Origin of the sequence: Plantactinospora sp. KBS50, from assembly GCF_002285795.1 — a bacterium.
GTDB lineage: Bacteria > Actinomycetota > Actinomycetes > Mycobacteriales > Micromonosporaceae > KBS50.
The window spans coordinates 4,938,584-4,962,973 of record NZ_CP022961.1 but is presented as its reverse complement, the minus strand read 5'-3'; the positions used below and the strand labels follow the sequence as shown (position 1 = coordinate 4,962,973).

The window sequence follows — 24,390 nt, the reverse complement described above, 5'->3', positions numbered from 1 at the left end:
GTGACCACCCCCAAGATCTCGACGAGCGGTTCCGCGAGGCGGTCGCAGCGCTGCCGGGTCCGACCCGGGAACGGTCGCCCGCGGAGCCGGTACGCCCGGACGCCGCGCTGACCGGTGCACGGGCGCTGGAACTGTTCGACGCCCAGGTCACCAGCCGCCATCTCGACCTCGCGGCCCGCTGGCTGCGCAGCTTCGGCGAGGGCTTCTACACGATCTCCTCGGCCGGCCACGAGGGCAACGCGGCCGTCGCCGCGGCGCTGCGGCCCACCGACCCGGCGCTGCTGCACTACCGGTCCGGCGCCTTCTACTGCGTACGCGTCGGCCAGGCCGACCCGGCGGAACCCGCCGAGCCGGGCGGGCGCACCCCGCAGACCCCGCAGACCCCGGAGTTGGTCATCGAGTTCGGACGCGCCGGCGCGGACGAGCCGGACGGGACCCGTACCGATGATGCCGAGGCGGCGGACGTCCCGCCGGACACAGTCGACGCACCGTGGGACCCGGTCCGTGCGGATCCGGCCGGCACGGACCCGGCCGGCACGGACCCGGCCGGCACGCACCCGGCCGGCACGGACCCGGCCGGTGGGCACCCGGCCGCGGCCCCGCCCCGGGCTCCGGCGCCGGATCCCGTGCAACTGCCCGGCTGGATCGGCAACGCCGCCCGGGACGTCCTGCGCGGCGTGGTGGCCTCGGCCCGGGAACCCATCGCCGGCGGCCGGCACAAGGTGTTCGGCAACGCCGAACTGGCGGTCGTGCCCACCACCTCGACCATCGCCTCGCACCTGCCCCGGGCGGTCGGCATCGGGCTGGCCATCGAACGGCAGCGCCGGCTGGCCAGCGGCTCGCCATGGCCCGCCGACGCCGTGGTGGTCTGCTCGTTCGGCGACGCGTCGGTCAACCACGCCAGCGCCACCGCGGCGCTGAACACCGCCGGCTGGTGCGACCACACCGGACTGCGGGTGCCGGTGCTGTTCGTCTGCGAGGACAACGGCCTGGGCATCAGCGTCCGATCCCCGCGCGGCTGGGTCGAGGCGACCCTGCGGGCACGTCCCGGGCTGCGGTACTTCGCCGCCGACGGCGGGGACCTCGGTCAGGCGTACGACGTGGCGGCCGACGCCGTGGCCTGGGTCCGGCGGCACCGGCGGCCCGCGGTGCTGCACCTGACCACCGTACGACTGCTCGGGCACGCCGGCGCGGACGCCGAGCAGGCGTACGGGCGGGCCGCCGAACTGGCCCGCGACCTGGACCGGGATCCGCTGCTGGCGACCGCCGCGCTGCTGGTGGACGCCGGCCTGGCCAGCCCGGACGACCTGCTGGCCCGGTACGACGAGATCGGCTGGCAGGTCCGTCGGGTCGCCGAGGAGGTGCTGGGGGAGGAGAAGCTGACCGGCGCCGCCGAGATCGTCGCGCCGCTGGCGCCGCGCCGGCCGGCGCACACCGTGCGGGCCGTCGCGGAAACCGCCGAGCGGGCGGCCGGCTCCGGCGCGGACGCCCGGGCCGCGGCGTTCGGCGACCGGCTGCCCGAGCGGGAGGGTCCGCTGACGCTGGCCCGCGCCATCAACGCCACGCTCACCGATGCGATGCTCGACAACCCCGCCATCGCGCTGTTCGGCCAGGACGTCGCCATCAAGGGTGGCGTGTACGGGGTGACCAAGGGACTGCGCGGACGGTTCGGGGCGCCCCGGGTGTTCGACACGCTGCTCGACGAGACCTCGGTGCTGGGGCTGGCCCTGGGGGCGGGACTGACCGGGCTGCTGCCGGTGCCCGAGATCCAGTACCTCGCGTACCTGCACAACGCCGAGGACCAACTGCGCGGCGAGGCGGCCACCATGCGGTTCTTCTCCCGCGACGCGTACCGGAATCCGATGGTGGTCCGGATCGCCGGCCTGGCCTACCAGGAGGGCTTCGGCGGGCACTTCCACAACGACAACTCGGTCGCGGTGCTGCGCGACGTACCCGGTCTGGTGGTGGCGGTGCCGGCCCGGCCGGACGACGCCGCGGCCATGCTGCGGACCTGCCTGGCCAGCGCGCAGGTCGACGGCAGCGTGTGCGTGTTCGTGGAACCGATCGCGCTCTACCACACCCGGGACCTGTACGCCGACGGCGACGGTGGCTGGCTGGCCGACTACCCGCCGCCGCAGCAGTGGCCGGACCGGCACGCGCCGATCGGCCGCGCCCGGGTGTACGGGGTGGGGACGGCGGCCGACCTGACCATCATCACCTTCGGGAACGGGGTCCGGATGTCCCTGCGGGTGGCGGCCCGGCTGGCCGCCGAGGGGGTCGGCAGCCGGGTGGTGGACCTGCGCTGGCTGGCGCCGCTGCCCGTGGCCGACCTGGTCCGGGAGGCCACGGCCACCGGTCGGGTGCTGGTGGTGGACGAGACCCGACGCTCCGGCGGGGTCGCCGAGGGTGTGATCGCCGCCCTGGTCGACGCCGGATATGTCGGATCGGTTCGTAGAGTGGCCTCCGTGGACTCGTTCATCCCGCTCGGGCCGGCGGCCCGTCAGGTTCTGGTCACCGAAGACGCCATTACCGAGGGTGCCCAGATGCTGCTGGCAGGGTAAATTCCGTTGCACCCGGTGCGCCACTTGCGCGCCGGCGGACAAGTGTGTGAACTCTGCCGTGTCGGTGTCGTCCGGACGCCGGGGCAGTGAAGATGAGGAGGCATTCGACAGTGAGCGCGACCGCGGGTCAGGCCGCCGACGGGGTGCGGAGCCTGGCGGACCGGTTCGGCATCGAACCGGGGATGGTCGTCATGGAGATGGGCTATGACGACGATGTCGACCAGGATCTCCGGGACGCCCTGACCGATCGTTGCGGTGAGTTGGTCGACGAGGACACCGACGAGGTCGTGGACGCGGTGCTGGTCTGGTACCGAGACGGCGACGGTGATCTCTTCGAACTGCTTGTCGACGCCCTCGGCCCGCTGGCCGACAACGGTGTGGTGTGGCTGCTGACCCCCAAGGCGGGGCGGATCGGCCACGTCGAGCCGAGTGAGATCAGCGAATCGGCGCCCACCGCCGGCCTCCAGCAGACCTCCACGGTCAACGCCGGACGGGACTGGAGTGGGGCCCGTCTGGTGCTCCGGAGGGGCAGCAAGGCCAAGAAATAGAACCCGAGCCGGGCGCCGGAGCAACCGACCGACGTCCGTGGCAGCCTGGGCCCGAACCCCGACGTTGCGAGGAGTACGCATGCCCATTGAGGTTGGCGCCGAGGCGCCGGACTTCGTCCTGAAGGACCAGAACAACCAGGAGGTCCGGCTGTCGGACTTCCGGGGACGGCGCGCGGTGCTGCTGGTCTTCTACCCGCTCGCCTTCACCGGCATCTGCCAGGGCGAACTGTGCGAGGTCCGGGACAACCTCAACGAGTACGTCAACGACGACGTGCAGGTCCTGACCGTGAGCGTCGACTCGGTCTACAGTCACAAGATCTGGGCCGACCGGGAGGGCTACGAGTTCCCCATGCTCGCCGACTTCTGGCCGCACGGCGCGATCGCCACCGCGTACGGGGTCTTCAACGACGTGGCCGGCATCGCGAACCGTGGCACCTTCGTCATCGACCGCGCCGGCGTGGTCCGGTTCGCCGAGATGAACATGCCCGGCGAACCGCGCGACCAGCAGGGCTGGCGCAAGGCCCTGGCCGAGGCCGTCGCGGGCTGACCGACATCTTCCCGTTCCTGGGGTTGTGGCGGGTCCGCCGGGGCGCGGTTCCCGCCACAACCCCAAGATCGGCACGATCGGGCCGTACGGCGGCCGGTGGCGTCGGCACGGTAAGCTTGCCGGCGCCGGTTCCGCCCGTACGGGCATCCCGGGCGCGTAGCTCAGTGGGAGAGCACTCGCCTTACAAGCGAGGGGTCGCAGGTTCGAAACCTGCCGCGCCCACAAACCATCGTCGACCTGGGAAAACGTGATCCGTGGGTGCCACGTGACGCCGCCTGGTCGCTGACGCAGCACTCGGTTGTGCGCCCGCCGGTGGCCTTGCGGTGTCCCGCGCGGTGGGTTCCTGGCCGCGATCAACAGGTGTCGGTGCAGCGGGCCCAGTCGTAGATTTCGCCGTACACGTCGGCGTTGGGCAGATGGCCACCGGCGAAGGTGTGACCCTTCGCCGTGGCCATCTGCGCGAGCAGCCAGTCGCCGTGCTCGGCGGGAACGTTGGCGTCGTTGTCTCCCCGCCAGATCCCGACCGGCACGGTGATTTCGGCGGGTTCGAAGCCCCATGGCCGTTCGAAGGCCAGCGTGTCGTCGACCCAGCCGTCGGTACCTTCCACGAAGGTCGCCCGCAGCCGCGCCATCGCGTCGGGGTCGTCGCGTGCCGGCGGGCCGGGCTCCCAGGGCAGTTCGGGGCCGCCGTCGTCGATCCGGGCCATGGTCTCCGCCGCGACCTCGGCGAGCCGGCCTCGGACGGTCGGCTCGTCGCGTACCGGATGGTCGGGGTCGGCGGGTTTGATGCCGGACACCACGGCGCACCGGGTGACCCGCTCGTGCAGCAGCGCGGCACAGGCCAGGGCGTGTGGGCCGCCGCCGGAGGCGCCGATGACGGCGAACCGTTCCCAGCCTTGGGCGTCGGCGAGGGCCCGCGCGTCATCGGCTGCGTCGGCGACGGTGCGTCCGGGGCGGCGGGTGGAGCCGCCGTACCCGGGGCGGTCGTACGCCAGCAGGCGGAGTCCGCTGCGCTGCATCGCCGTGACCTGGTCGGCTCGTTTCCAGCGGGTGCTGGGTGAACCGCTGTGCCAGATGACGGGGAATCCGTTCTCCGGCCCGTAGCGGCAGTAGCGCAGGATCCTTCCGTCGGGGCAGGCCAGTTCCGACGTCTGCGGGAGCCGGGTCACGCCCGCCAGTCTTTCACCGCGTCGACGGCCGCCGCTGCCCGGATCTCCCCCGCTTCGGTCGCACGAGACCTGCCGGGTGGAGTGTGCAGACTTGTTGTCGCCCCAGTGACAACAAGTCTGCACACTCCACCCGGCGCCGAGGGCGAGGTAGGGGCCGGGTAGGACAGGGTCCGGGTGCGACGGTGGCCGGGTGCGACGGGGGCGGTGTCGGCGACGCCCCGCCACGGCGGGGGTCGGGATCCCGACAGCCGGCCCGGGCGACCGGTAATACCGCCTCTGACCTGGGATAACTCAGCCGGGTGGTGGACATATTGGGCCGGGCACGACAGCCGGCCGCCATTTTCGGGCGGCGCGATCGCGGCGGCTGGTTGGTGCCACCGCCGTCCGCCGCGGGACAGACTCCGCCGCATGAGTGACCAGCCGCAGGACCCGTGGCCGCAGAGCGAGCCGCAGCAGTCGTACCCGTCCGCCGAGCCGACCCGGGCAATGTGGTCCACGCCGCCCGGCCCGGCGCCCGGCGCCGTACCGCCGCGACGGCCGAGTTCGCGGATCCTCCTCGGGATCGTCGCGGCGGCGCTCGGGCTCTGCTGCATCGGCGGCATCGTGGCGGTCAGCAACGACGACGACACCCCGGCGCCCGGATCGGTGTTGAGCGGCCGCAGCGACGGTGTCGACCAGCTCGGGGCCGGAACGCCCAGCGCCGTGCCGACCTCGGCGTCCGCCGAGCCGAGCCCGTCGGAGAGCAGCGAGCCCGCGCCGAGCGCAACGGTGAGTCCCACGCCGGCGGCCAAGAAGAGCGTGCGCCCGGTGTACTACGCGAACTGCGCCGCGGTGCGAGCCGCGGGCAAGGCGCCGCTGCGGCGGGGTCGACCCGGCTACCGGGCCGGACTCGACCGCGACGGCGACGGGGTGGCCTGCGAGTCGTCGGGAAGTAGCGGTTCGACGAGCACGGGCGGCGGTTCGACCGGCAGCGGCACCGGCACTGGCAGCGGATCGAGCGTGTACTACGCGAACTGCGCCGCGGTCCGCGCGGCCGGCAAGGCACCGCTGCACCGCGGTCAACCCGGCTACCGGGCCGGACTCGACCGCGACGGGGACGGGGTGGCCTGCGAATAGGCCGGCCGATCACGTCGGCGTGGCGTATTCGGACACCGGCCGACGTGATCCGCCCCGCGAGCCGGCGGACCGGGCGCTCGCCGCGCTGGCTGGCACCGGGATCGGCGGGTGGCTGACCGTGGGCGCCGCACAGTTCCCGATCTGGACCGCGCTCGGGGTCCGCATTGTCGCCGCTGCGGGGAGCCCGGCGGCCGACCGTCGATCAGCCCGGTTGAGCACGCGACCGGGACCTCGATGGTCCGTCGTGCTGACGGGTGAGGGCGCCGTTCAGGGCTCGAGGCGGGGTGCGAGGCGGGGCGCGGGCAGGCCGGCCGCCAGTTGGGTGAGCGCGTCGCGGACCAGCAGGCCGATCGGCACCCGCGGGTCGGCGTTGAGCCACTGTGCGGTCGCCGCCTGGATGGCGGCGCCGATGGCCCCGGCCAGCAGCCGGGGGTAGAGGTCGCGGACCGGGTCGGTGCCGGTACGCCGGGCCAGCACCGCGACCAGCTCCGCCTCGGCGGCCACGTGGGCCTTGACCAGCTCGCCCTGGAGGGAGGGTTCGCTGGTCATCAGCCGGACGCCGGCCAGCCACTGTGGATCGGGATCGGTGCGGTCGTTGTCGAACCGGGCGGCCACGGCGGCGGTGACGGCGGTCCAGATGGGCTCGCCAGCCGGTCGGCCGGCGGTCTCGGCGGCGATCTCCCGGAGCCGCTCGGTGTGCCGGGCGGCGATGGCCTCGGCCTTGCTGCCGAAGTAGTTGTTGAAGGTCCGGGGTGAGACCCCGGCCGCCTCGGCGATGTCCTCCACCCGCACGTTGTCCAGCCCACGCTCCACCGCCAGTTGGACCGCGGCCCAGCTCAGCGCGGCACGGGTGGCCTGCTTCTTGCGTTCCCGCAGTCCAGGTGCCGGCTGGTCGGGTTGGCTCACGCGGGCCAGCCTAACGACATTTTTGCTGCCTCAGCAATTATTCTGAGTACGCACTTCAACTCGACTCGCCGCGGCAAAATCGTCCGGCGCGCGGAGGCACGCAACGTGCCCGGCTGGTGCACAATTCGACGATGAACGATCCGCGGTTGCCCGCCCTGACCAGAGCCGAACAGGATCTGGTGGAGCACTACCTGCGGGTGGTCGACTTCGTGGGACGGATCAATCCGGCCGTGGACACCGGGCATTTCGACGTGATGCGCTGCGTGCTGGCCGCCCAGGGGCTGCTGGCCGAGGCTCGTGCGCTGCTGGTGGCCGCCGAGACGATGCGGGAACGCGGCGAGACCGAGGTGTTCCCGCAGACGCTGGCCCGCGCCATGCGGGTGCTCGACGGCGAACGCCGCACCGCGCGGGTGCTGCTGCCGCCCGAATGATCCGGATAACCGCTCGGTGCGCCGGATGTCGCGATGGCCCCGCATCCGGCAACGCGTAGGTCAACATCCGTCGCGACCCACATGACCCGGCCGTTCTGGGGAAACCTTTCCGCATGGTGACCTCAGTCGACCATGCCGGCCCGACCATCGGAGTTCTCGGCTCGTACGGCGGCCGGAACTCCGGTGACGAGGCGATCCTGACCGGACTGCTGGCCGATGTGCGGGCCCGCCGGCCCGACAGCCGGATCATCATCTTCTCCCGCAACCCCGACCACACCCGCGCGGCGTACCCCGATGTGGTGGCCGAGCCGTGGGAGGGGATCAGCCGGACCGACTCGGCGGTCGCGCTCGACCAGATGGACCTGCTGCTGCTCGGCGGCGGCGGCATCCTCTACGACAGCGAGGCCCGTCGCTACCTGCGCATCGTGCTGGCCGCGCAGGAGCGCGGGCTGCCGGTCTGCACGTACGCGGTCGGCGCGGGACCGCTCACCGAGACCGTCGACTGCGCGATGGTGCAGGAATGCCTCTCGGCCGCCCGGGAGGTGACGGTCCGGGACACCGAGTCGCGGTTGCTGCTGGAGGAGGTCGGGGTGACCCGGCCGATCACCGTGACCGCAGACCCGGCGATGCTGCTCCAACCGGAGGACTTCCCGGCCGGCCTGCTCCAGGCCGAGGGGGTACGCCTCGACCGGCGGCTGGTCGGGATGAGCGTCCGCGAGCCCGGCCGGGCCGCCGCGCACCTCGACGTCGACGGCTACCACCGGCTGATCGCCCAGGTCGGCGACTTCCTGGTGACCCGGCTGGACGCGGACGTGGTATTCGTTCCGATGGAGCCCGACGACATCCGGCACTCGCACGGGGTGCTTTCGCACATGGTGACCGCCCCGCACGGGCGGGTCCTGCACGGCGACTACCGGCCCCGGCAACTGCTCGGCCTGATGCGGCACTTCGACTTCGCGGTCGGGATGCGGCTGCACTTCGTGATGTTCGCCGCGATGTCCGGCGTACCGCTGCTGCCGCTGCCGTACGCGGGAAAGGTCTTCGATTTCGCCCGGCGGATCGGCGCGCCGACGCTGCGCGGGGTGGAACGCGAGGTGGAGGGGCCGCTGCTGGCCGAGGTCGACCGGCTCTGGGACGAGCGCGACCGGCGGCAGCCGGAGACCGGGCGCCGGGTGGCCGAGCTGTGCCAGCAGGCGCTCATGACCGGCGACCTGATCGGGCCGGCGCTGCACGAGATCGACGGCCGGCGGCACTGACCGGCCGGCACTGACCGGCCGGCGGCATTGAACGGCCGGCATTGAACGACCGGCACTGAACGGCCTGGCGCGCCCGCCGGGAACGCGTCAGGCCGGCGCCGCCCGGCTCAGGTGGCCCGCCCGCGCCAGCGGTAGATCCACGGCCCGTCCTCGGTGGTCGACTCCAGTTCGTAGATGTCGGCGCCGGCCAGACCGCGATCGCTCAGCCAGTGGTGCGTCAACGGCGGCCGGCCGGTCACGTCCAGCTCCACGGTGATCGTCTCGCCGTCCGCCGGCCCGTCCGCCAGCCGTACCTGGGTGGTGGTTGACATGCCCACATCGTGCCCGGTTTCGTCCCGCCGGCACGGGGAAACCGGCGGCGATGCAGGTAATGGGTGAGGTGCATGACGCGCGCCGGTGCGGACTGGCCGGTGACGGCGTGACCAACGACCAGCCGGCCCTGGCCGAACTGGTCGACCGGCTCGGTGCCGAGTACGCGGCCGACGGCCTGCCGCGGATCATCCAGTGTCCGCCCGGGGTGTACTCCATCCGCGACGCGGGCACGGTCTGGCGCAGCGGCGTCTCGCTGGTCGGCGCCGGAATCGGTGCCACCCGGTTCGTCCTGTCCAATTCGGGCGACCGCACCCAGCCGGTGCCGCTTGCCTACTTCACCACCGTGCAGCACGGCGCGGGCCGGGACAACCACATCGCCGACTGCACGTTCGCGGGCTTCGAGATCGACGGCTCCGGCGTGCAGATGGACGACTACTGCTACCTGGCCAAGGGCTGGGCCTGCAGTACGTGCGCCGGGGCCGGTTCCGCGACCTGTGGATCCACGACACCGGCGCCACCGGACTGGGCTGCGACTTCCTGCAGGACAGCGTGATCGAGTCGGTGGTGGCCGAACGGTGCGGCCGGCTGGACAACGGGCGCCAGATGGGCGGGGCCGGCATCGGGATCGGCATCGGCGGCTGGGGACCGAGCGAACGGCTCACCATCACCGCGTGCAGCACGCTGGGCAACGGCACCAACGGCATCTTCGTGGAACTCCAGAAGGACTACTGGCGGCCGCCGCGCGGCATCCGGATCGTCGCCTGCCACGCGGAGGGCAACCGGTTCGGCATCTCCGACTGGGGCGCCGACGGCCTGATCGTCTCGGCCTGCACGATGCTGGGCAACCAGATCGCCGGCTTCGACGTCTCGACGCACGGCACCGCGGGAGTGCCCGGCCGGGGCGGCATCGTCACCGACTGCGTGCTGGACGGCAACGTCAACTCCGGGGTGAGCTTCGGCAGCGCCTCCGGGCCGTACCTGGTCCGCGGCAACCGGATCAGCGGCAACGGTCGGTACGGCGTGCTCGTGCACGAACTGCCGCGCGGCGCGGGGGAGACGATCCAGGACCTCGTCCTCGACGGCAACGAGATCTGGGGCAACGGGCTGACCGGCGTACAGATCGACACCGGCGCCGCCGACCTGACCGTGGTGGGCAACCGGATCCGCAGCAACGGCCGGCTGGCCGGACCGGGCGGGTCGGGCGCGGGGGCGGACGTCCGGTACGGCGCGTTGTCGATGACCGACAAATCGGCCGACTGGCCGGCGGGCTGCCACTTCGGCAAGCAGCTCGTGGTGAAGGGGCTGACCGCCACGGTGATGACGAACGACCACAGCACGCTCAGCCTGATGCCGGTGCGCGCCGGTCTGAACACCGCCTGGCACGGCGACGTGCCGACCGACGGCTCGCCGTACGAGCTGGTGGGGCCGCCGGAGCACCGGGCCGGCCTGACCATCGCGGCCCGGGCCACCGGCCTGACGATGCGGAACAACCGGATCTGGGACGGGATGAGCCCGAAGACGCAGACCGAGGGCGTGTGGGTGACCGACCAGGGCGAGTGCCTGGACGCGGCGGTCGAGGACAACGACCTGGCCGGCAACCGGGACGCCGCGTTGCGGTTGGACACCCCCGCCGTGGGCGGCCGGTGGGAACGCAATCACGGGTCGGCCGAGGAGCCCTGATCCGCCCCGTCGCGGCCGGAGTGTGAGATCGCGCCGAAACCGCGGGTCGGCGTGGTGGTGCCGGCGGAGCTGACCCGGGGGAGTGTTAAGAAGAGACCCTTGCTCGACAGAAGCGTCAGGAGGGGGCTCTTCCTTGCGGGTGATCCATGGTGTGTGGCGGCCGGGAGGTCGGCTCGTGCTGTGGGCGGAGGAGGCCGCCCGGACCGCGCCGCCGCGTCGGCCCGGCCGGCCGCCGCGGGAACGGCCGCATCCGTACGCGGCCGGGCAGCCGGCGCTCGCCGCCGCGCTGGGCGAACTGGCCGCGAAGGCGGCCACCGGCAGCACGCTGCTGAGCCTGCCGACCCGGGCCGGGGTACCGGTCGACTCGCCCGAACTGGTCCGCGCCGAACCACCCGGCGAGGCCCGCGGTCGGGTCACCCTCGCCGGCTGGCGGGTGCCCAGCCTGGAGTACGACGCCGACCTGGCGCTGCCCGTGCTGCTGCGGCTCGCGGCGGTGGACACCCTGCCGGCGGTGGACACCCTGCCGGCGCTGGCCGACGACGCGCCCGGCTGGACCGACGCTGGTGCTGGTGCTGGTGCTGGTGCTGGTGCTGGTGCTGGTGCTGGTGCGCCCGGGGAGCCCGAGGTGCCCGGGGCGACGCTGCGGCAGCTCGGCCGGTTCGCCGCGTTCGCGGTCGACCTCGTGGAGCGTGGGCGCACCCTGCCCGGTCTGGCGTGGGATCCGGCCGCCGGCCGGGGGTCGGGTACGTCCGCCGCCCAGGCGTGCTGGCGGCCCCTGCTGACCGGCCCGGATGCGGCGTGGGCCCGGGCGCTCGCCCTGGCCCTGCCGCCCGCCGCGCGGGCCGCCGACCCGGACGTCGGAGCGCCGGAACTGGTCGCCGACGCCCTGGACGCGCTCACCGACGCCGCCGCGCGGATCGCCCTGGACGATCTGAAGCTCGTCCCGTCCACCCGGCGGACCGGCCGGGCCGAACTGGTCCGGCGCTGGCTGGCCGCGCTCAGCGGCCGGCAGCGGACGATCCGGGGAGAGCCGGCCGAGCTGGCGGAGTTGGCCCGCGAACTGGCCGACTGGCAGCGGGACGCCGCCGGCGGCCCGGTCCGGGCCACCTTCCGACTGGTCGAGCCCGCCGATCCCGACCCCGCCGTCCCCGATCCCGCCGATCCCGTTGACCCCGACCCCGACCCCGCCGATCCCGAGCCCGTCGACACCGACGGGGTCAGCGGCGGGGCGGGGGGAGAGCGGTGGCGGGTGGAGTTCGCGCTGCGCGGCTCGGACGGGTCCGGGCTGATCGAGGCCGCCGCCGTCTGGGCCGCCCACGGTCCGCTCGGGCCGCCGGCACAGCCGATCAAGGCGCCGCAGGAGACCCTGCTCGCCGAGTTGGGCCGGGCCAGCCGGCTCTGGCCGGAACTCACCGACGCGCTGCGCACCGCCGCCCCGACCGGCCTTGACCTGAGCACCGAGGGGGCGCACCGGTTCCTTTCCGAGGGCGCACCGATGCTGCACGCCGCGGGCTTCGGGCTGCTGCTGCCGTCCTGGTGGCGCCGCCCCGGCGCCCGGCTCGGTGCCCGGCTGCGCGCCGGCACCCCGACCGCGCCGGGGACGGTCGCCGGCCGCTCCGGCATCGGCCAGGAGGCGCTGCTGGAGTACCGCTGGGAGGTCGCGCTGGGCGACCGGTCGCTGTCCGAGGCCGAGCTGCACGCGCTCGCCGAGCTGAAGACCCCGCTGGTACGCCTGCGCGGCGAGTGGGTGGAGCTGGACTCCCGCCGGTTGGCGACCGGGTTGAAGCTGCTGCGCTCGGGCGGCCGGATGAGCGTCACCGACCTGCTGCGGCTGGGGCTGGCCGGTCAGGACGACCCGGACACCCTGCCGGTGCTGGCGGTCAGCGCCGAGGGCGCGTTGGGCGACCTGCTGTCCGGTCGGGTGGACCGGCACCTCGAACCGGTGGCCACGCCGCCGGGCTTCGCCGGCACGCTGCGGCCGTACCAGCAACGCGGGGTGGCCTGGATGTGCTTCCTGGAGTCCCTGGGGCTGGGCGGGATCCTCGCCGACGACATGGGGCTGGGCAAGACCATCCAACTGCTGTCCGTGCTGGCCAACCAGCCGGACGAGACCGGTCCGACGCTGCTGGTCTGCCCGATGTCGCTGGTGGGCAACTGGCGGCGGGAGGCGGCCCGGTTCACCCCGGGGCTGCGGGTGCACGTGCACCACGGCGCCGAGCGTGCCCGGGGCGCCGACTTCGAGACCGCGGTCGGTGCGGCGGACCTGGTGCTCACCACGTATTCGGTGGCGGCCCGGGATGCCTCGGAGCTGGCGCGGATCGGCTGGCACCGGGTCGTGGTGGACGAGGCACAGGCGATCAAGAACGCGGCCACCCGGCAGGCCGGGGCGGTGCGGGCGCTGCCGGCCCGGCACCGGATCGCCTTGACCGGTACGCCGGTGGAGAACCGGCTGGCCGACCTCTGGTCCATCATGGAGTTCGCGAATCCCGGGCTGCTGGGCGCGGCCGCGGAGTTCCGCCGCAGCTACGCCGAGCCGATCGAGCGGCACGGCGACGAGGCCGCGGCGCAGCGGTTGCGCCGGATCACCGGCCCGTTCGTGCTGCGCCGGCTCAAGACCGACGCCTCGATCATCTCCGACCTGCCGTCGAAGCTGGAGATGGAGGTGCTGTGCAACCTCACTGCCGAGCAGGCGACGCTCTACCAGGCGGTGGTGGACGACATGATGGCCCGGATCGAACGCAGCGACGGCATCGAGCGGCGCGGCCTGGTGCTGGCCACCATGACGAAGCTCAAGCAGGTCTGCAACCACCCGGCGCAACTGCTGCGGGACGGCTCGGGGCTGGCCGGCCGGTCCGGCAAGCTGGCCCGGCTGGAGGAGATCGTCGAGGAGGTGCTCGCGGTGGGTGAACGGGCGCTGCTGTTCACCCAGTACGCCGAGTTCGGCGGGATGCTGCGGGCGCACCTGTCGGCGCGTACCGGTCGGGAGGTGTTGTTCCTGCACGGCGCGGCCGGCCGCGCGGAGCGGGACGCGATGGTGGCCCGGTTCCAGGATCCCGGCGGCGGGCCGCCGCTGTTCGTGCTGTCGCTCAAGGCCGGCGGCACCGGTCTCACGCTGACCGCGGCGAACCACGTGGTGCACGTGGACCGGTGGTGGAATCCCGCGGTGGAGGACCAGGCGACCGACCGGGCGTTCCGGATCGGCCAGCGGCGCTCGGTGCAGGTCCGCAAGTTCGTCTGCGCCGGCACGGTGGAGGAGAAGGTGGCCGCGATGGTGGCGGAGAAGCGCGGGCTGGCCGCCCGGATCGTCGGCACCGGCGAGCAGTGGCTCACCGAGCTGTCGACCAGCCAGTTGCGCGGGCTGTTCGCGCTGGAGTCGACCGCGGTGGTGGAGTGATGGTGGACTTCGCCGAGTACGGGCCGCGCCGCCGGGTGCCGGGCGGGCTGCGGACCCGGTCGACCCGCGGCGCCATCGGCGACTCCTGGTGGTCGCGGCGGTTCGTGGCGGTGCTGGAGTCGTTCGCGCTGGGTACCCGGCTGACCCGGGGCCGCTCGTACGCCCGGTCCGGACAGGTGCTCAGCCTGGAGGTGACGCCGGGCGCCGTGCTGGCCGAGGTGCAGGGTTCCCGCGCCCGGCCGTACCCGGTGCGGATCGGGCTGCCGGTGTTCGACGCCCGGACCTGGACGCGGCTGGAGGATCTGCTGGCCGGGCAGGCGCTCTACGGCGCCCGGCTGCTGGCCGGCGACCTGCCGGCGGAGCTGGCGGACGTGTTCGCCGGGCAGGGCGCGGCGCTGTTTCCGACCGGGCTGGACGAGCTGCGGATGCGCTGCGGCTGTCCCGACCCGGCGGTGCCGTGCAAGCACCTGGCGGCCACGTTCTACCTGCTGGCGGAGGCGCTGGACGCCGACCCGTTCCTGCTGCTGCGCTGGCGCGGCCGCGACCGCGAGCAGTTGCTGGCCCGGCTGCGCGCGGCCCGGACCTCGGCCGCCGGCTCGGAGACGGCGCCGGGACCGGCCGGTACGCCGGCGGGCGTCGCCGGTACGGCCGGTGTGTCGGCGGGCGGACCCGGTGCGGCCCGCGCGCTGGCCGAGGTGGCCGCGACGCCGCTGGCCGACGCCGTGGAGCGGTTCTGGACCGCGCCGGTGCCGTTGCCGGCCCGGCCGCCCGCGCTGCGCACCGACGTCGACCTGCTGCTGCGCCAGCTCGACGCGCCCGGCCGGGAGCTGGGCGGTCCCGGGCTGCTGGCCCGGCTCCGCCCGGCGTACCAGAGGTTCGCGGGCAGCTAGCGGTAGCGTCGCCGCAACTGCCACACCAGTACGGCGTTGCCGAGCAGCACCACGGCGTAGACAGCTCCGGCGATGCCGCCGCCGAGCACGGCCAGTACCGGTACGGCGGCCCAGAGCACTATGGTGAGGGCGAGCATGAGTCGCTTGCGACGCAGCCGGTGCCGGTCGGACAGCCGGGCGAAGAACTTCGGGTCCGACGCCCTCAGTTCGCGGGTGATCTGTTCGAAGCGGAGCTGATCCTCTTTGCTGAGCATGGCGCTGGCCTCCCCCTGCCGGCGTTAACCCGGTTGGCGCAGGGATACCCGGCCGGAGGCGCCTCACGCTCGCCCGTCGGGCAGGAGTTCAAGCAGCGTCGCGGGCAGTTACTTAGCAGTTGGTTAAGTTTTCCTGTGCCGCCGTCACCCCGCGGTGCCCCCTCGGCGCGGTCGCGGCGCGCGTCGATCGGCCATCGGGGATCCATCGTCCCTGGTGGCGACCTCCGGTGCGCAAGGGGACCCCGAGGGTCGCCCGGAACGGCGGGCTCAGCGCCGCCTTAAGTGCCCAGCCAGGGCCAAACGGAACGGCTTGAAGCAGGTCAGGCCCTTGGTTACCGTGCCGGAACAACCCCCTCACCAAGGTTCGCCGCCGCACCTCCCAACGCTCCGTCCGGTCCAGCCGGAGGCGCGGGCGCGCCCCTCACCCCCTTGGGATTGGTACATGGCAGACCAGAGTGTGCCGTCGCGCCGGCCGGATCGCCGGTGGGACGGGCCAGAGCGCCCCACGCCGTACGGCTACCGGGAGAACGGCGGCGACCAGCGCCCGCCGGCCCCGGCGTACCCCGGCGACGACCGGCAGCAGCGGGCGAACCCCCCGTACCCGACCTGGCAGCAGCCGGCGGGCCGGGGCGGCTACGGCCCACAGGACCAGGCCGGATACCCCGGCTACCCGGGTGAGTCGGCCTACCAGCCGGCGGGCGCCGCCGGGTACCAGGGTCCGCAGGGCTCGCGGTGGGTCGGCCCGGAGGGCATCGGCGGGCCGGGCGGTGGCGACCCGCGGATGGTCGGCATGCTGCCGGACCTGGGCGAGGAGGACGACGACCGTGGCGTGGCGCGCCGCAAGGCGCTGGCCGCCTTCGGCGGCACCGCGGCCGTGGTGGTCGGCGGCGCCGCGCTGGCGATGTCGCCGCTGGGCAAGGACCTGACCGGCCGGCTGTTCGGGGCCGCTCCCGACGCCGAAGTGGCGGCGCCCACCGACGGCACCGCGGCCCGTCCCAGCGGCCAGCAGCCGAGCACGGTACGCACCTACACCGAGCAGAACGAGAGCTACATGGGCTCCCGTGCCGGTGCCGCGCTGAAGAAGAACGCCCCCAGCGGCGGGCAGGTCTTCGGCGGGCCGGCCGAGGCCGCCGCCCGGACCAAGGTGACCGTGAAGACGGTGCTGGCCAAGGACCCGATCCGGCACCTGGCCAGCCGGGCCACCTTCGGGCCACGCCCGAGGTGTTGAGCGCCATCAAGAAGATGGGCATCGACGCCTGGCTGCGGCTGCAACTGGACCCCGAGAAGATCGCGCCGACCAAGGCCGAGCTGAAGCTCTCCGAGCTGACGACCCTGAAGATGAGCCCGGCGCAGCTCAAGGCCAACCGGGACAGCCTCAACTCCCAGGGCATCAAGGCCGACAAGGAGTACATCGACGCGACGATCGCCCGGCAGATCTGGTCGGAACGCCAGCTGTTCGAGGTGATGGTCGACTTCTGGAACGACTTCCTGCACGTCGGTCCCGAGTTCGACAACTCCGACCTGGTGCGCGGCGCCTTCGACCGGGACGTGATCCGCAAGCACGCGCTGGGCAACTACGCGGACATGCTGGTGGCCGGCAACCGGCACCCGGCGCTGCTGATCTACCTGAACCAGACCCAGTCGCACAAGGACGAGGTCAACGAGAACCTGGCCCGGGAGAACCTGGAGCTGTACTCGGTCGGCGTGGACGGCGGCTACAAGGAGGCCGACGTGCGCCAGGCCGCCCTGTTGCAGACCGGCCGGACCATCAACCAGGACTTCGAGTACGTCTTCCAGCCCAGCCGGCACTACGTCGGGCACGTGAAGGTCCTCGGCTTCTCCAGCTCGAACGACTCGGCCGAGGGCGGCGACCAGGCCAGCGAGGCGTACTTCCGGTACCTGGCCAACCACTCCTCGACCGCGCGGTACGTGGCGCAGAACCTGGCCACCCGGTTCGTCTCGGACACCCCGCCCAAGAGCCTGGTGGACCGGCTGGCCAAGACGTACACCGCCAACAAGACGGCGATCAAGCCGGTGCTGATGACGCTCTTCAGCTCCAGCGAGTTCTGGGCCTCGGTGGGCCAGAAGGTGCGCCGCCCGATGGAGTACCTGGCGGCCACCTACCGGACCCTCGGCGTCGGTCCGGACGCGTCGCCCGGCTACCAGGCCAGCGGCGGCCGGGGGCGTTCGCCACCGGGCTGAGCCGGATCCGGGCCAAGATGGCCGAGCTGGGTCAGTTCCCGACCGGCATGCCGACCCCGAACGGCTACCCCGACGTCTTCGTCGCCTGGACCAGCGCCGGCACGATGATCAACGGCTGGAACGAGGCAGCCACGCTGATCGGCGGCGGCCGTCCCGAGTTCTCGTACACCAAGGCCGACAAGCTGGTCGGTTCCAGTGTGCCGGCGACCGCCGGGGCGTACGTCGACGCGCTGGCCAAACGGCTGGTGCACCAGACGCTCAGCACCGGGCAGAAGGCGCTGATCCTCGGGATTCCGGGCGTCTCGGCGACCGCCAAGGTGGACGCGAAGTTCCTCGCGGCGGTCCCGGCCATGGCGCGGGCGCTGCTCGCTTCCCCCCAGCACCACCTCCGGTGAGGCCCGAGATGGAGAAGACCGTGCACCAGTTCCCCCTGCACCCCGACTGCCCGGACCTGCGGCGGTTGGCACCGAACCGGACCGAGGCGATGCTGCGTGCCGAGGCGGCGGCGGTCGAGGCCGAGAACACGGCCGAACGGGACCGCTTCCGGGCACTCAACGACCTGGAGGAGGCGCAGCAGGACGGGCGGGGGGTGACCCGGCGTACCTTCGTGACCGGCGCGGCCGCCACCGCCACGGTCCTGGCCACCAGCCAGTTCGTCAGCACGCAGGCGTCGTTCGCGGCCACCAAAACCGGCACGCTGATCCACGTGTTCCTGTACGGCGGCCTGGACGGGCTGAGCCTCATCGCGCCGGCCAACGACCCGGTGTTGCAGAAGGTCCGTCCGGACCTGCTGCTGGGCACCGACTCCCCGGCGCTGGACCGCGGCTTCATGATGACCAGCGCGTTCGCGCCGCTGTCCGGGTTCCTGGCCAAGCGCCAGCTCGGGTTCGTCCCCGCGGTCTCCGATCCCCGGCTGTCGCGCAGCCACTTCCAGGCGCAGGACGCGTGCAACCTGGGCGGGCTGCCGGCCGAGACCGGCGGCCGGGGCTGGTTGGACGCCCTGGTCGACGCCCTCGGCGCGGGCACCGCGTTCCGCAGCGTCGGCATCGGCAGCACCCTGCCGCGGTCGCTGGTGGGCACCAACGGCGCGATCTCGCTGAACAGCGTCGAGTCGTTGACCCTGCGCGGCGACCAGCGGTTCACCGAGGCCACCGAGAAGGCGATCAAGGGCCTGTTCACCGACATCAACCACCCGGTGGAGGAGTCGGTCCGGGACGGGCTGAACGCGCTGGGTCTGGCCAAGCAGATCGCCGGCAAGGAGTACCAGCCGGCCGAGGGGGTCAAGTACGAGGGCGACGTCGGCCGGGCGTTCCGCGAGCTGGCCCGGCTGATCAAGGGCGGCGCCAACGTCCGGGTGGCCACGATCGGCACCGGCGGCTACGACACCCACGAGAACCAGGGGCCGCGCGAGGGTGGCCAGCTGCACCGCCGGCTCAACGCGGTGGCGCAGGGCATGGCCGACTTCTTCACCGACCTGGGCGACCAGGCGGCGGACGTCACGGTGATGGTGACCAGCGAGTTCGGCCGCCGGGTCGCCTCCAACCGGGGCGGGACCGACCACGGCCACGGCGGTGTGGTGGCGGTGCTGTCCGGCCAGAAGCTGGCCGGCAACGTGCTCGGCACCTGGAACGGTCTGGACAAACTGGACAGTGGTGACGTGCCGGAGTACAACAACATGTTCCACGTCTACGGCTCGGTGGCGCAGGGCCGGTTCGGCCTCACCACGGCGGAGGTCGACAAGGTCTTCCCGCGGCAGAAGTTCAGCCCGGTGAAGATCTACGCGTGACGTACCAGCAGACCGGCCGCCGGTCCGAGGCAGCGCCCCGGGCCGGCGGCTGGTCCGCGTCCCCGGACGGCTGGGCGGCCGGCGCCGACGGCTGGCCGGCCGCCCCGGGCGGCTGGTCGACCGCGGGCGACGGCTCGCCCGCTCGCGTCGGTGGCTCGCCCGCTCCCGCCGGGGGCCGGTCCGGGCCGGGCGTCGGGCCGCCGCCGGCCCGGCGGGGCGCCACCGGGCCGCGGCTGGCCGTCGCGGTGTTCTGGCTGGGCCTGGTGGTCAGCGTGCTGCCCTGGTGGTACCAGACCGCCGACGGCGCGTTGGACACCACCACCGCCCGGATCACCGCGGCCGGGCGGATCAGCGGCCTGCTGGCCGGGTATCTGCTGCTGGTCCAGGTGCTGCTGGCCAGCCGGCTGCCGCTGCTGGAGCGGCTGGCCGGGGCCGAGCGGTTGGGCCGCTGGCACCGGGACGTCGGCGCCACGCTGCTGGTGGCGCTGCTGTCACACGTCTCGCTGATCCTCGTCGGCTACGCCCGGCTGCAACAGGCCGGCCTGCTCGACGAGCTGACGGTGCTGCTGCGCGACCACGAGGACATGCTCTCGGCGTTCGCGGCGGCCGGCATCCTGGTGGTGCTCGGCCTGACCGCGGTACGGGCCATCCGCACGGCCCTGCCCTACGAGCTGTGGCACCGCCTGCACATGGGCAGCTATCTGGTGCTGCTGCTCGGCTACGGGCACCAGTTCGCCGGCGGCCAGCAGCTCTTCCGGCCCGGCCCGGCCCGGACCTGGTGGATCGCCCTCTACCTGATGGTGCTGGCGGCCCTGCTCTGGGGCCGGGTGATCGCCCCGGTGCGGTTCAACCTGCGGCACCGGCTCCGGGTCGCCGACGTGGTCGCGGAGGGTCCGGAGGCGGTCTCGGTGTACGTCACCGGCCGCCGGCTCGACCGGCTGCGGCACCTGGGTGGGCAGTTCCTGCGCTGGCGGTTCCTGGCCCCGGCGCGTGGTCGCAGTCGCACCCGTACTCGCTCTCGGCCGCCCGCAACGGGCAGTGGCTACGGCTCACCGTCAAGGTGGTGGGCGGGCACAGCGCCGCCCTGCGGGGGCTGCGTCCGGGCACCCGGATCTGGGCGTCCCGCCCGGCCGGCGGCTTCACCGCGGCGCACCGGCGGCGCGACCGGGCCCTGCTGATCGCCGGGGGCAGCGGGATCACCGCCATCCGGGCGGTCCTTGAGGAGCTGCCGCCTGGCGCGGCCGTCATCTACCGCGCCCGCACCGTCACCGACGTGCTGCTCCAGCAGGAACTGGACTGGCTGGCGCAGGCCCGCGGCGCCGACGTGTGGTACGTGCTCGGTTCCCGCCGGGACGCCGGCCCCCGCCAGGTGCTCAGCGCGGCCGGGCTGCGGAAACTCGTACCGGACCTGGCCGAGCGGGACGTCTACCTGTGCGGTCCGCCCGGTCTGGTGTCCGCGGCGCAGACCGCGTTGCGCCGGGCGAGGGTGCCCCGGCGGCAGATCCACCTCGCCACGTTCGAGCTGTAGGGGAGCCCATGCGCCGCGTCCTGTTCGCCGTGGCCGGCCTGGCCGCCGGCACCACCCTGCTGGTGGTGCTGAAGACCGGCCCCGAGGTGACCCCGGTCGCCCGGCTGGCCACGCCGGCGACCGCGGTCGGCACGCCGGCGCCGGCCGGCACCGCCGGTGCGGATCCCAGCGGGCCGGCGCCGACGGCGACCCACTCCCGCCCCGCGTCCGAGGACAGCGGGTCGGCGAAGCCACGGACCACGCAGCGGACGCCGACGGCCCCGCGTACCAGCGCGGCGCCGAAGCCGGCCACCGGCCCGCGCACCCTGTACGGCTCGGTGGTGAAGGCGCCCGGCTACGGCAACGTGCAGGTGCAGATCACCGTGTCGGGTGGCGCGGTCACCGCCGTGGAGGCCATCGAGCTGCCGTTCGACACGCCCACCTCGGAGCAGAAGAGCGCGAGCGTCCGGGCGCGGTACGAGACGAAGGGCGAGGCCCTGGCGTACGCGACCGGACGGTCGGCCCGGCTGGACACGGTGTCCGGGGCGACCGCCACCAGCACCGCGTACCGGACGTCGTTGCAGGCCGCCCTCGACCAGCGCTGATCCGCCCGGGTCGGCGGACCGCCGACCCGGTTCGGCGGACCGCTCGTTTCAGCCGGCCGCTCGTTTCAGCCGGCCGCTCGGGTCAGCGGACCGGGTGGTGCGTGCCGGCCGTGCGGGTCAGCGGACCGGGCGGTGCGTGCCGGCCGGGCGGGACGTGCCCGCCGGCCTGGGCCGTCCGGGCCGGGACCCCATCGGTCGGGTGCCCGCCCAGCGGCGCGGAAGTCGCCGCCGGGCCGGGACATCGTCCCCGCCGGCCGCGGCCACGTCCTCGTCGGCCATCATCACTCCCCGTCGCTCGACAACGACACCACGTTAACGAGTCGCGGGCGGGGAAGGACGTTCTCCGCCGAGCCGGGGTGGTTGGATGCGCCGGCCCGGCTCCGTCCGGCCCGGGTCGGCTCCGTCCGGCGCGGCTCGGCCGCGTCCGGCGCGGCGGGTCGGTCGTCCCGGGCGCGCCGGGTCAGTAGCCGCGGCGCGGCGCCGGCAGGTGGGCGGCCAGCAGCGTGACGGGCGCCGCGGGGGTCACCGCACGCAGCGCGTCGACCAGGATCTCCTGCACCGAGTACGGGTCGGGCAGCCGCCAGCGGGTCTCCTCGGGCGCGACCGCCCAGCGCACCACGCCCTCGGCCAGCCGGGTGGGCGGCGCCGGGATCCACGAGCCGAGACCGTGCCGGATGACGTACAGGCACTGGTCGAGTTCGGGGCGCAGCGGCTCGCCCGGACTGACCAGGAAGATCCATCGGCCGCCGGGGGTGACCGCCACCGGGCCGCGGCCCTCCGCCGCGGTCAGCGTCCGGGCGTACGGCCGGGTCGCGTCCAGCACCCGCTGGCCCAGGTACGCGGGCACCTCGATCGCGTCGAAGGCCCGGCCGGTGGCCAGCAGCACCCCGTACGGGCGGATCCGCCACCACGCGGCGACCCGGGCCGGGTCGGCGGCGGCGGACCGCTCCCAGTCCTCCAGCGCCGGGTGGCACCCGGTGGTCGGGCAGCCGACCCGGCCACACACGAACCGGTCTCGGGCCAGGAAGGCACCGGGCGTCACGCTCCAGCCGTGCGCCGCGTACCGCATCGCGACGCGGCGCAGCCGGACGCGTTCCAGTGACGTCAGTTCTACGAGTGGCGGTCGGATACTGCCCCACATCGCGGAGACACCCCTCATTCGGCGTTCGACATCGACCCGAGAGATCGATCCCCGTTACCGGCGTGCGGCGGGATCGTTTGCTCAGGCAGACGAGCGGTTGCAACTTGCATGAAAAGTACGGGGTAGAACGGAACGAATGCCGCACAGCCAGTGCGACCGATACAAAACGAATAGAAGCCGTATAAGATCCCACGTGCCGTGCTGCCGGGACGCCGGCGAGCGCAGGGGAGGGGTTGACCGTGGACGAGTTGCCCATCGGACGCCGTGTCGCCTATTGGCGAAGTCGTCGACGGATGTCGCAGCAGGTATTCGCCGACCGGCTCGGCAAGTCCAAGAGCTGGGTGGACAAGGTCGAGCGCGGGGTTCGACGGCTGGACAAGTTCTCGGTGCTGCACGAGATCGCCGACGTCCTGCAACTGGACATCCAGCTCCTGCTCGGGCGCGACCCCGAGCGGCGGACCGACGGGCTCAACTGCATCGACCAGATCGAGGTCGAGGAGATCCGCGCCGCCCTGGAGCGGTACGACTCGATGACCGCGTTCTTCGACGCCGCGCCCTGCCCGCCGCCGCTGGACGAGATGCGCAAGGCGGTCAGCCACGCCTGGCTCACGTACCAGTACGCCCGGTACGGCGTGCTGACCCGGGCCCTGCCGAAGCTGCTGCGCGACGCCCAGGCGGCCGACGCCGCGTACTCCACCAGCGCCGAGGCGTGCAAGGCGGCCCACCTGCTCGGGCAGGTCTACCAGATCGCCTCCTCCACGCTGCGCAAGCTCGGCGAGCACGAGCTGTCCTGGCTGGCCGCCGACCGGTCGATGGCGGTGGCCCAGCGCTCCGGCGACCAGCTGCTGGCCGGGCTGGCCACCTTCCGGGTGGGCAACGCGCTGCTGGCGCTCGGCCGCTCCCGGCCGGCCCTGGAGATCAACGTCAACATCGCCAACCGGCTGGCGCCCAGCGGCGACCGCGAGGCCACCCCGAGCGCCTCTCGGTGTACGGGATGCTGCTGCTGCAGGGAGCCATGGCGGCGGCCCGGATCGGCGACAGCGCCACCGTGCGGGACCTGCTCAACGGCGCCCAGGAGGCGGCCAACCGGCTCGGCGGCGACCACAACCACTACTGGACCTGCTTCGGACCCACCAACGTGCTGCTGCACCGCGCCTCCGCGGCGGTGGAGCTGGGCGAGGGCCGCCAGGCGGTCGAGACCCACCTGCAGATCAAGGAAGCGGAGTTCAACGCGTTGCTGCCCGAACGCCGAGCCCACCACCTGCTCGACATCGCCCGCGGCTGCACCCAGGTCGGCGACGTGGCCAAGGCCGGCGAGATGCTGCTGCAGGGCGACCGGCTGGCCCCGTCGGAGATCCGCTGCCGGCCGCTGGCCCACGAGGTGATGTCGGACGTGCTGCGCCGGACCCGCGGCGCCCCACCCGCCTCCATCGCCGAACTGGCCGAGCACATGGGGGTGGGGGTGTGAGTTCGGCGCACCAGCCGGAGGCGTCTGCGTCCAAACCCGTGCTGTACGCCATCGGCTGCGGCTCCCCGCTGACCCGGGACCTGCACCGGCTGATCGCGGCCGGCCAGCGGGACGGATGGGACGTCTGCGCGATCCTCACCCCGGACGGCCGGAAGTTCGCCGACGAGCCCGCGCTCGCCCGGCAGACCGGCCACCCGGTGCGCTGGGCGTACAAGGACCCCGCGGACCCGGACGTGCTGCCGACCCCGGACGCCCTGGTGGTGGCCCCGGCCACGGTCAACACCGTGAACAAGTGGGCCGCCGGGATCACCGACACGCTCGCCCTCGGCCTGCTGGTGGAGAGCCAGGGCCGGGGGGTGCCGATCGTGGCGATGCCGTTCACCAACGCGGCCATGGCGACGCACCCGGCGTTCCAGGAGGGCCTGCGCCGGCTGCGGGACTGGAACGTGACCGTGCTGTTCGGCGAGGACGTCCTGCCGCTGCACGCGCCCGGCACCGGTGAGCGCTACATCCACCTGTTCCCCTGGGACAGGGCGATCGACGTGCTGCGTACCCGGCTCGGCGGCGAGCTGGCCAACTGAATCCGCCGCGTCGCCGGTCGGGTGCCCGGGAGCCGG

The 24,390-nt window shown here is 73.5% G+C and carries 21 protein-coding genes, 1 tRNA gene and 2 pseudogenes; 19 read left to right on the top strand and 5 right to left on the bottom strand.

Features of this window, described 5'->3' with window-relative positions; genetic code table 11:
* The first annotated feature begins 107 nt into the window (after nucleotides 1–107).
* From CIK06_RS21265 to CIK06_RS21250, 4 genes are all read left to right on the top strand, one after another.
* Nucleotides 108–2,561 (top strand): transketolase C-terminal domain-containing protein, encoded by a 2,454-nt coding sequence (locus CIK06_RS21265; protein WP_369916243.1) that lies wholly within the window; start codon nucleotides 108–110, stop codon nucleotides 2,559–2,561.
* A 110-nt stretch (nucleotides 2,562–2,671) separates the two neighbouring features.
* On the top strand, nucleotides 2,672–3,109 hold the full coding sequence (locus CIK06_RS21260; RefSeq protein WP_095566293.1) for a DUF3052 domain-containing protein: 438 nt from the start codon (nucleotides 2,672–2,674) through the stop codon (nucleotides 3,107–3,109).
* A gap of 79 nt (nucleotides 3,110–3,188) precedes the next feature.
* A complete protein-coding gene (locus CIK06_RS21255; RefSeq protein WP_095566292.1) occupies nucleotides 3,189–3,656 on the top strand; it encodes a peroxiredoxin in 468 nt (155 codons plus the stop codon).
* Between the two features lie 150 nt (nucleotides 3,657–3,806).
* Nucleotides 3,807–3,878, top strand: a tRNA-Val gene (locus CIK06_RS21250).
* Nucleotides 3,879–4,009: 131 nt separating this feature from the next.
* Here CIK06_RS21250 and CIK06_RS21245 read toward each other — a convergent pair.
* Nucleotides 4,010–4,825: an alpha/beta fold hydrolase gene (locus CIK06_RS21245; protein ID WP_095566291.1), complete on the bottom strand. Its 816-nt coding sequence runs from the start codon at nucleotides 4,823–4,825 to the stop codon at nucleotides 4,010–4,012.
* Between the two features lie 408 nt (nucleotides 4,826–5,233).
* On the opposite strand from CIK06_RS21245, the gene CIK06_RS21240 reads away from it, so the two are divergent.
* On the top strand, nucleotides 5,234–5,941 hold the full coding sequence (locus CIK06_RS21240; RefSeq protein WP_198347955.1) for an excalibur calcium-binding domain-containing protein: 708 nt from the start codon (nucleotides 5,234–5,236) through the stop codon (nucleotides 5,939–5,941).
* Between the two features lie 267 nt (nucleotides 5,942–6,208).
* Here the strand turns inward: CIK06_RS21240 and CIK06_RS21235 are convergent, their stop codons facing one another.
* Complete coding sequence (locus CIK06_RS21235) at nucleotides 6,209–6,847, bottom strand: TetR/AcrR family transcriptional regulator (RefSeq protein ID WP_095566290.1); 639 nt, start codon at nucleotides 6,845–6,847, stop codon at nucleotides 6,209–6,211.
* Nucleotides 6,848–6,978: 131 nt separating this feature from the next.
* Here CIK06_RS21235 and CIK06_RS21230 point away from each other — a divergent pair, with 131 nt between their 5' ends.
* Complete coding sequence (locus CIK06_RS21230; protein WP_095566289.1) at nucleotides 6,979–7,278, top strand: hypothetical protein; 300 nt, start codon at nucleotides 6,979–6,981, stop codon at nucleotides 7,276–7,278.
* Nucleotides 7,279–7,391: 113 nt separating this feature from the next.
* Nucleotides 7,392–8,534 carry a polysaccharide pyruvyl transferase family protein gene (locus tag CIK06_RS21225; RefSeq protein ID WP_095566288.1) on the top strand — a complete coding sequence of 381 codons (1,143 nt, stop codon included), beginning with the start codon at nucleotides 7,392–7,394 and terminating at the stop codon, nucleotides 8,532–8,534.
* 107 nt (nucleotides 8,535–8,641) lie between these two features.
* On the opposite strand, the gene CIK06_RS21220 is transcribed toward CIK06_RS21225, so the two are convergent.
* Nucleotides 8,642–8,845, bottom strand: a complete 204-nt coding sequence (locus tag CIK06_RS21220; protein WP_095568012.1) for a hypothetical protein — start codon at nucleotides 8,843–8,845, stop codon at nucleotides 8,642–8,644.
* Nucleotides 8,846–8,895: 50 nt separating this feature from the next.
* Here CIK06_RS21220 and CIK06_RS21215 point away from each other — a divergent pair.
* The 3 genes and pseudogenes from CIK06_RS21215 to CIK06_RS21205 all read left to right on the top strand — a co-directional run bounded on the left by CIK06_RS21215 (nucleotide 8,896) and on the right by CIK06_RS21205 (nucleotide 14,810).
* A pseudogene (locus tag CIK06_RS21215) lies at nucleotides 8,896–10,526 on the top strand (right-handed parallel beta-helix repeat-containing protein).
* A gap of 133 nt (nucleotides 10,527–10,659) precedes the next feature.
* Nucleotides 10,660–13,920 carry a DEAD/DEAH box helicase gene (locus tag CIK06_RS21210; protein ID WP_095566287.1) on the top strand — a complete coding sequence of 1,087 codons (3,261 nt, stop codon included), beginning with the start codon at nucleotides 10,660–10,662 and terminating at the stop codon, nucleotides 13,918–13,920.
* On the top strand, nucleotides 13,920–14,810 hold the full coding sequence (locus CIK06_RS21205; RefSeq protein WP_369915997.1) for a hypothetical protein: 891 nt from the start codon (nucleotides 13,920–13,922) through the stop codon (nucleotides 14,808–14,810). Before CIK06_RS21210 ends, CIK06_RS21205 begins: the two co-directional genes overlap by 1 nt.
* Here CIK06_RS21205 and CIK06_RS21200 read toward each other — a convergent pair.
* A complete protein-coding gene (locus CIK06_RS21200) occupies nucleotides 14,807–15,064 on the bottom strand; it encodes a DUF3040 domain-containing protein (protein WP_095566285.1) in 258 nt (85 codons plus the stop codon). The genes CIK06_RS21205 and CIK06_RS21200 overlap by 4 nt on opposite strands.
* 442 nt (nucleotides 15,065–15,506) lie before the next feature.
* Here CIK06_RS21200 and CIK06_RS31565 point away from each other — a divergent pair, with 442 nt between their 5' ends.
* From CIK06_RS31565 to CIK06_RS21180, 7 genes are read left to right on the top strand one after another with little or no spacing between them, the layout of a single operon-like run.
* Nucleotides 15,507–16,292, top strand: a complete 786-nt coding sequence (locus tag CIK06_RS31565) for a hypothetical protein (RefSeq protein ID WP_232533771.1) — start codon at nucleotides 15,507–15,509, stop codon at nucleotides 16,290–16,292.
* Complete coding sequence (locus CIK06_RS31560; protein WP_255408522.1) at nucleotides 16,289–17,266, top strand: DUF1800 domain-containing protein; 978 nt, start codon at nucleotides 16,289–16,291, stop codon at nucleotides 17,264–17,266. Before CIK06_RS31565 ends, CIK06_RS31560 begins: the two co-directional genes overlap by 4 nt.
* A gap of 17 nt (nucleotides 17,267–17,283) precedes the next feature.
* Nucleotides 17,284–17,661, top strand: a complete 378-nt coding sequence (locus CIK06_RS32015) for a DUF1800 family protein (RefSeq protein WP_255408521.1) — start codon at nucleotides 17,284–17,286, stop codon at nucleotides 17,659–17,661.
* Between the two features lie 20 nt (nucleotides 17,662–17,681).
* On the top strand, nucleotides 17,682–19,052 hold the full coding sequence (locus tag CIK06_RS21190) for a DUF1501 domain-containing protein (RefSeq protein ID WP_232533770.1): 1,371 nt from the start codon (nucleotides 17,682–17,684) through the stop codon (nucleotides 19,050–19,052).
* A complete protein-coding gene (locus tag CIK06_RS32210; protein WP_304528803.1) occupies nucleotides 19,049–20,230 on the top strand; it encodes a ferric reductase-like transmembrane domain-containing protein in 1,182 nt (393 codons plus the stop codon). The genes CIK06_RS21190 and CIK06_RS32210 overlap by 4 nt, the downstream gene beginning before the upstream one ends.
* Nucleotides 20,116–20,580, top strand: a complete 465-nt coding sequence (locus CIK06_RS31550; protein WP_232534355.1) for a hypothetical protein — start codon at nucleotides 20,116–20,118, stop codon at nucleotides 20,578–20,580. The genes CIK06_RS32210 and CIK06_RS31550 overlap by 115 nt, the downstream gene beginning before the upstream one ends.
* Before the next feature lie 8 nt (nucleotides 20,581–20,588).
* Nucleotides 20,589–21,164: an FMN-binding protein gene (locus tag CIK06_RS21180; RefSeq protein WP_095566283.1), complete on the top strand. Its 576-nt coding sequence runs from the start codon at nucleotides 20,589–20,591 to the stop codon at nucleotides 21,162–21,164.
* Nucleotides 21,165–21,624: 460 nt separating this feature from the next.
* On the opposite strand, the gene CIK06_RS21175 is transcribed toward CIK06_RS21180, so the two are convergent.
* Entirely contained in the window at nucleotides 21,625–22,305 is a 681-nt protein-coding gene (locus CIK06_RS21175) for a bifunctional DNA primase/polymerase (RefSeq protein WP_095566282.1), read from the bottom strand.
* A gap of 239 nt (nucleotides 22,306–22,544) precedes the next feature.
* On the opposite strand from CIK06_RS21175, the pseudogene CIK06_RS21170 reads away from it, so the two are divergent.
* A pseudogene (locus CIK06_RS21170) lies at nucleotides 22,545–23,773 on the top strand (helix-turn-helix domain-containing protein).
* Nucleotides 23,770–24,354, top strand: a complete 585-nt coding sequence (locus CIK06_RS21165) for a flavoprotein (protein WP_232533769.1) — start codon at nucleotides 23,770–23,772, stop codon at nucleotides 24,352–24,354. The pseudogene CIK06_RS21170 and the gene CIK06_RS21165 overlap by 4 nt, the downstream one beginning before the upstream one ends.
* Nucleotides 24,355–24,390: the final 36 nt, after the last annotated feature.